This window comes from Kocuria kalidii (assembly GCF_044462225.1).
GTDB lineage: Bacteria > Actinomycetota > Actinomycetes > Actinomycetales > Micrococcaceae > Kocuria > Kocuria kalidii.
Genome location: NZ_JBISWJ010000017.1, coordinates 25,673 through 31,954, shown reverse-complemented (window position 1 = coordinate 31,954; position 6,282 = coordinate 25,673). Strand labels below are relative to the sequence as shown.

The following is a 6,282-nucleotide window of genomic DNA, read 5'->3' as shown; positions in this document are numbered from 1 at the left end:
TCCCGGGTGCGCACGGCCCCGGCCGTTTTCAGAGCACGTCCGTGTTGCCGCGCTGCTTCAGGGAGGCCACGGCGTCCTTGACCCGCTGGGCGTGCTCCCGGGTGGTCACCAGCAGCGCGTCCGGGGTGTCCACCACGACGATGTCCTCGACCCCGATCAGGGCGATCAGCCGGCCCGTGTCCGAGACGACGATGCCGCTGGAGCTGTCCGAGAGCACCCGGCTGTTGTCGCCCAGGACCGTCACGTCGGGATCCGTCTCGGGATCGACGTGGTTGAGCCGCCGGATCGCGGCGAAGTCCCCGACGTCGTCCCAGGTGAAGCTCGCCGGGACCATGGCCACGTCCCCGGCCGCGGCCGCGGGCTCGGCCACGGCGTAGTCGATCGCGATCTTCGGCAGCCCGGGCCACACCCGGTCCACGACCTCGTCCTGGGCCGGGGTGCCCCAGGCCTCGGCGATCTCGCTCAGCCCGGCGTGCAGCGCCGGCTCGCTCGCCGCGAGATGGCGCAGCATCAACGACGCCGGGGCCACGAACATCCCGGCGTTCCAGGTGTGGTTGCCCCCGGCCACGTACTGCCGGGCGGTGTCCTCGTCGGGCTTCTCGACGAACTCCTCGACGCCCAGCGCGTTCGGCGCCCCCGGGATCCCCAGCGGGGCCCCGGCCCGGATGTAGCCGAACCCGGTGGCCGGGGAGCTCGGCGGGATCCCGATCGTCACGATCCGTCCCGTGGCCGCGGCGGTCACCGCCTCCCGCACGGCGTCCTGGAAGGCCCCGGCGGGCTCGATCACGTGGTCGGCGGCGAAGGAGCCGACGATCGCCTCGGGGTCCCGGCGCTGGACGAGCATGCAGGCCAGCCCGATGGCCGCCGCCGAGTCCTTCGGGGAGGGCTCGAGCACGAGGTCCTCCGCCGAGAGCTCCGGGAGCTGCCGGCACACCGCCGCGGCGTGCGTGCGGCCGGTCACGACCATGACGCTGCCGCCGCCGAGCCCGGCGAGCCGGTCGTAGGTGGCGCGCAGGAGCGACGAGCCGGAGCCGGTGAGGTCCAGCAGGAACTTCGGCGCGTCGGCCCGGGACAGGGGCCAGAGCCGGGAGCCGACCCCTCCGGCAGGGATGAAGGGGTGGAAGTGGGCGAGTGGGGAGGTCACGGACAACACTGTACGACCTCGCCGCGGAGCGCACGGAGAACGGCGGCCGGGCACGGAGGAACGCGTGTCCCGGCCAGGGACAGGCTGTCAGTAAACACCCGTGGTGCTGGTATCGTAGGAGGGAACTCGCGCATCATCCGACACAGAGCCGGAGGGCTCCGCTCACGTCGTGCGCAGTGCGAATTCCCGGTATTTCAAGAGCGCACGACGGCGAGCGACTCAGGGAGGTTTTTCAGTGGCGAAGACATCCAAGGGCACCCTGTACCGAGGCCAGGCCCATGGCCAGTGGTCCTGGGTCGCCCACCGCATCACCGGCGTGGCCATCTTCTTCTTTCTTCTGGTCCACGTCCTGGACACCGCGCTCGTGCGCGTCTCGCCCGAGGCCTACAACGCGGTCATGGCGACGTACAAGAACCCGGTCATGGGTCTCGGCGAGGCCGGCCTCGTGGCGGCCATCGTGTACCACGCGTTCAACGGCCTGCGCATCATCATGGTCGACTTCTGGTCCAGCGGCACCAAGTACCAGAAGCAGATGCTCTGGGGCGTCCTGCTGCTGTGGGTCGTCGTCATGATCCCGTTCCTCATCCGTCACCTGTCCCACGTCTTCGGGGGTTAATCACCATGAGCACTCCGATCAAGGCACGCATCTCGGTCCCCCGGAGCAAGGACCTCGAGGTCAACGGTGTCAAGTACAACCGCTCCTCCTCCCGTCGCAACAACTTCGAGATGTACGCGTGGCTGTTCATGCGCGTCTCCGGCGTGGTCCTGCTCGTCCTCGTCTTCGTCCACCTGTGGGTCAACCTGGTGGGTCCGGAGGGCGGCGTGAACGCGGTGGACTTCGCGTTCGTGGCCGGCAAGTGGGCCAGCCCGTTCTGGCAGGTCTTCGACATGCTCCTGCTGTGGCTCGCGATGCTGCACGGCACCAACGGCCTGCGCGTGATCATCGACGACTACTCGGAGCGGGACCGGACCCGGTTCTGGCTGAAGGTCTTCCTCTTCACCACGTCCGCCTTCGTGATCCTGCTCGGCACCCTGGTGATCTTCACCTTCGAGCCCTGCCCGGTCGGCGCGGACCCCGCGCTGCTCGCGAGCTTCTGCACCGCGGGCTGAGTCCGGTCGGAGGCGGCCCGTCCCCCGCGGGCCGCCTCCGACGTCCGGTCGAGGGCGACCGGACGGCCAGCACATCTTCCGAACACCCAACAGAAAGAACAACCGGTATGCAGGTTCACAAGTACGACGTGGTCATCATCGGCGCCGGTGGTGCCGGTATGCGCGCCGCCATCGAGGCCGGTCAGCGCTCCCGCACTGCCGTACTGACCAAGCTGTACCCCACGCGTTCGCACACCGGCGCGGCCCAGGGCGGCATGTGCGCGGCCCTCGCCAACGTCGAGGAGGACAACTGGGAGTGGCACACGTTCGACACCATCAAGGGCGGTGACTACCTCGTCGACCAGGACGCCGCCGAGGTGATGGCCAAGGAGGCCATCGACGCCGTCCTCGACCTCGAGAAGATGGGCCTGCCGTTCAACCGCACCCCCGAGGGCAAGATCGACCAGCGCCGCTTCGGCGGGCACACCCGGGACCACGGCAAGGCACCGGTCCGCCGTGCGTGCTACGCCGCGGACCGCACCGGCCACATGATCCTCCAGACGCTGTACCAGAGCTGCATCAAGCACAACGTGGAGTTCTACAACGAGTACTACGTCCTGGACCTGATCATGACCGAGGTGGACGGTGAGCGCCGCGTCGCCGGCGTCGTCTCCTACGACCTCGCGTCCGGCGAGCTGCACGTCTTCCAGGCCAAGTCGGTGGTCTTCGCCTCCGGCGGCGCCGGCAAGGTCTACAAGACGACCTCCAACGCCCACACCCTCACCGGCGACGGCATGGCGATCGCGTTCCGCAACGGCCTGCCCCTCGAGGACATGGAGTTCATCCAGTTCCACCCGACCGGTCTGGCCGGGCTGGGCATCCTCGTCTCCGAGGCCGCGCGCGGCGAGGGCGGGATCCTGCGCAACGCCGACGGCGAGCGCTTCATGGAGCGCTACGCCCCGACCATCAAGGACCTCGCCCCCCGCGACATCGTGGCCCGGTCCATGGCCAACGAGGTGCGCGAGGGCCGCGGCGCCGGGCCGAACAAGGACTACGTCCTCCTCGACCTGACCCACCTCGAGCCGGCGCACATCGACGCGAAGCTGCCCGACATCACGGAGTTCGCCCGCACGTACCTCGGTGTGGAGCCCTACACGGAGCCCGTCCCGGTCTTCCCCACCTGCCACTACGCGATGGGCGGCATCCCGACCAACATCAAGGCCGAGGTGCTCCAGGACAACGAGAACGTGGTCCCGGGCCTGTACGCCGCGGGCGAGGTCGCCTGCGTGTCCGTGCACGGCTCCAACCGCCTGGGCACCAACTCGCTACTGGACATCAACGTGTTCGGCAAGCGCGCCGGCATCTACGCGGCCGAGTACGCGCAGCAGGCCGAGTTCGTGCCCGTCCCGGACACCGCCCTGGAGAGCACCGTGGCGCTGCTCGACAACGCCCGCAACGGGACCGGCACCGAGAAGGTCGCGGCCATCCGCAAGGAGCTGCAGGACAGCATGGACCTCAACGTGCAGGTGTTCCGCACGGCCGAGACCCTGCAGACGGCGCTGGACGACATCGCCGCGCTCGAGGCCCGGTACGCGAACATCTCGATCCAGGACAAGGGCAAGCGCTTCAACCTGGACCTGCTCGAGGCCGTGGAGCTCGGCTTCCTGCTGCAGCTCGCGAAGGTCATGACCGTGGCCGCCCTGCACCGCACCGAGTCCCGCGGCGGGCACTTCCGGGAGGACTTCCCGGAGCGCGACGACGACAACTTCATGAAGCACTCGATGGTGTACCTCGACCCCTCCTCCCCCACCGCGGGGATCCGGCAGGAGACGAAGCCCGTCATCTTCACCCGCTACGAGCCGATGGAGCGCAAGTACTGATGTCTACCGCACACACCCCCGACCGGCCCGGGGACGGCCGCGACGACGACCCGCAGGACCGCGCCCCGGAGCACGGCCACGACCCGGGACACGACCAGGACGACCGCGCCGGCTACAAGACCGACGCGGACGCCGGGTCCGTCGACGAGCGGGACGAGGCCGACGCCCCCGCCGTGGACCCCGCCGCCGAGAACGCCGACGGCGGGGAGCCCGCCTCGCGGGTGGACCTGCCCGAGGAGCAGCAGGGCAGCCAGGAGATCCCCACCTTCGACCTCACCCTGCAGATCCGCCGCTACAACCCCGAGGTCTCCGACGAGGTCCGCTGGGACGAGTTCAAGCTCACCATGTACGGCACCGACCGCGTCCTGGACGCCCTGCACAAGGTGAAGTGGGAGATCGACGGCACGCTGGTGTTCCGCCGCTCCTGCGCCCACGGGGTCTGCGGCTCGGACGCCATGCGCATCAACGGCCAGAACCGCCTCGCCTGCAAGGTGCTGCTCAAGGACATGGACCTGTCCAAGCCCGTGACGGTGGAGCCCATCAAGGGCCTGCCGTGCGAGAAGGACCTGATCGTGGACATGGAGCCGTTCTTCCAGTCCTACCGCGAGATCATGCCGTTCCTGGTCGCCGGCGGCAACGAGCCGACCATGGAGCGCTACCAGTCCCAGGAGGACCGGGCACGCTTCGACGACACCACCAAGTGCATCCTGTGCGCCGCGTGCACGTCGTCCTGCCCCGTGTTCTGGACCGACGGCCAGTACTTCGGTCCCGCCGCGATCGTCAACGCGCACCGGTTCATCTTCGACTCCCGCGACGACGCGGGAGACCTGCGCCTGGAGATCCTCAACGACAAGGAGGGGGTGTGGCGCTGCCGCACGACCTTCAACTGCACCGAGGCCTGCCCGCGCGGGATCCAGGTCACGAAGGCGATCGCCGAGGTGAAGAACGCCATCCTGAGCCGCTCCATGTGAGCGTGCCCGGCGGCCACGGCGGCCCGTTCCCTGCCCACGGCGGGGGACGTGCCGCCGTCGTCGTCCGGGCGCGGCGGTGGGCGCTCAGGCGTGCTCGGGCAGCGAGTCCATGGGGACCACGGTGACGGCCACCGCCTCGTGGTCGGGGTGCACCCACCCGCCGTGCTGGTCGGCCTGCACGATCGCCCCGATCGCCGCCGAGAACAGCAGGATCTGGCTGAACAGGTAGAACCACAGCAGCACGCCGACCACCAGGGCCACCGAGAGCAGGTACGGGTTGGTGGTGGCCTCGGCGATGACGGCGCCGCCGATGTAGCGCAGCGCGAAGTTGCCGGCCGCCGCGGCGAGCACCGTGACGACCAGGGCGCGGCGGGTGATCCGCAGCCCGGCCACGCCCCGCACGAGCTCGAGGGCGAAGAGGGCGTCGAGCACGACGACCAGCAGGGTGCTCAGCGCCCACGTGAGGCCGGTGCGCAGCCAGTCCGGGCCGCTCCCCCAGCCGAGCTCCCCGGCCGTGTCGAGCAGGAACCCCAGGAGCCCCGAGGCCGCGCCGTTGGCCACGACCGAGAGCCCGAGCAGCACGCCGAGCACGACGAGGCCCAGCAGGTCGCGGGGCACGGCCGCGACGGGCACGCCCTGCGCCGGCGGCACCTCGAACAGCCGGCGGAACGCCAGGCGCACGCCGGAGACCCACCGCCAGCCCGAGAAGAAGAGGACGGCGCCGCCGATCACGGTGGCCAGCGTGAAGGGCCGGGTGTCCTCCAGCAGCTGGAGGGGGACCACTCCCCCGTTGCCGGTGTCGAGCAGCCCGGGCACGCGCTCCGTCACGGCCTCCACCACGGCGTTCCGGAGGCCGGAGTCGTTGCCGAGGAACACGCCGATCACCGAGAAGCCCATGACCAGCAGGGCGGTGGACGCGAAGATGAGCACGAAGGACAGCCCGGCCGCCATGAGGGGACCGCCGTGGAACAGGTAGTGCATGACCACCCGGACCGGGAACTGCGTGAAGAACCGGGAGAGCGCCACGACCAGCACGGACCCGGCCAGCGCGACGGGCCCGGCGCCGGCGGCGCGCCGTTCGTGCAGCAGCGCCCGCTGGCGCAGCGCCTCCCGGCGCAGCCCGTGCCGGTCGACCGCGCGGGGCGGCATCTCCGGGACGGGACCGGGACGGGGACCGGTGCGGGTGCTCATGGCCGCG

6 protein-coding genes are annotated in these 6,282 nt (G+C 70.3%); 4 read left to right on the top strand and 2 right to left on the bottom strand.

What is annotated here, in order from left to right; genetic code table 11:
- Window positions 1-28: 28 nt before the first annotated feature.
- Complete coding sequence (locus ACH9D3_RS02495; RefSeq protein WP_396400348.1) at window positions 29-1,144, bottom strand: mannose-1-phosphate guanylyltransferase; 1,116 nt, start codon at window positions 1,142-1,144, stop codon at window positions 29-31.
- A gap of 235 nt (window positions 1,145-1,379) precedes the next feature.
- Between ACH9D3_RS02495 and sdhC the strand changes: the two genes are divergently transcribed.
- From sdhC to ACH9D3_RS02475, 4 genes are all read left to right on the top strand, one after another.
- Complete coding sequence (gene sdhC / locus ACH9D3_RS02490; protein ID WP_396400349.1) at window positions 1,380-1,760, top strand: succinate dehydrogenase, cytochrome b556 subunit; 381 nt, start codon at window positions 1,380-1,382, stop codon at window positions 1,758-1,760.
- A 5-nt stretch (window positions 1,761-1,765) separates the two neighbouring features.
- Window positions 1,766-2,254: a succinate dehydrogenase hydrophobic membrane anchor subunit gene (locus ACH9D3_RS02485; protein WP_396400350.1), complete on the top strand. Its 489-nt coding sequence runs from the start codon at window positions 1,766-1,768 to the stop codon at window positions 2,252-2,254.
- Window positions 2,255-2,361: 107 nt separating this feature from the next.
- Complete coding sequence (gene sdhA / locus ACH9D3_RS02480) at window positions 2,362-4,113, top strand: succinate dehydrogenase flavoprotein subunit (protein ID WP_396400351.1); 1,752 nt, start codon at window positions 2,362-2,364, stop codon at window positions 4,111-4,113.
- Window positions 4,113-5,084 carry a succinate dehydrogenase iron-sulfur subunit gene (locus ACH9D3_RS02475; protein WP_396400352.1) on the top strand — a complete coding sequence of 324 codons (972 nt, stop codon included), beginning with the start codon at window positions 4,113-4,115 and terminating at the stop codon, window positions 5,082-5,084. The genes sdhA and ACH9D3_RS02475 overlap by 1 nt, the downstream gene beginning before the upstream one ends.
- An 84-nt stretch (window positions 5,085-5,168) precedes the next feature.
- On the opposite strand, the gene ACH9D3_RS02470 is transcribed toward ACH9D3_RS02475, so the two are convergent.
- A complete protein-coding gene (locus ACH9D3_RS02470) occupies window positions 5,169-6,275 on the bottom strand; it encodes a YhjD/YihY/BrkB family envelope integrity protein (protein ID WP_396409722.1) in 1,107 nt (368 codons plus the stop codon).
- Window positions 6,276-6,282: the final 7 nt, after the last annotated feature.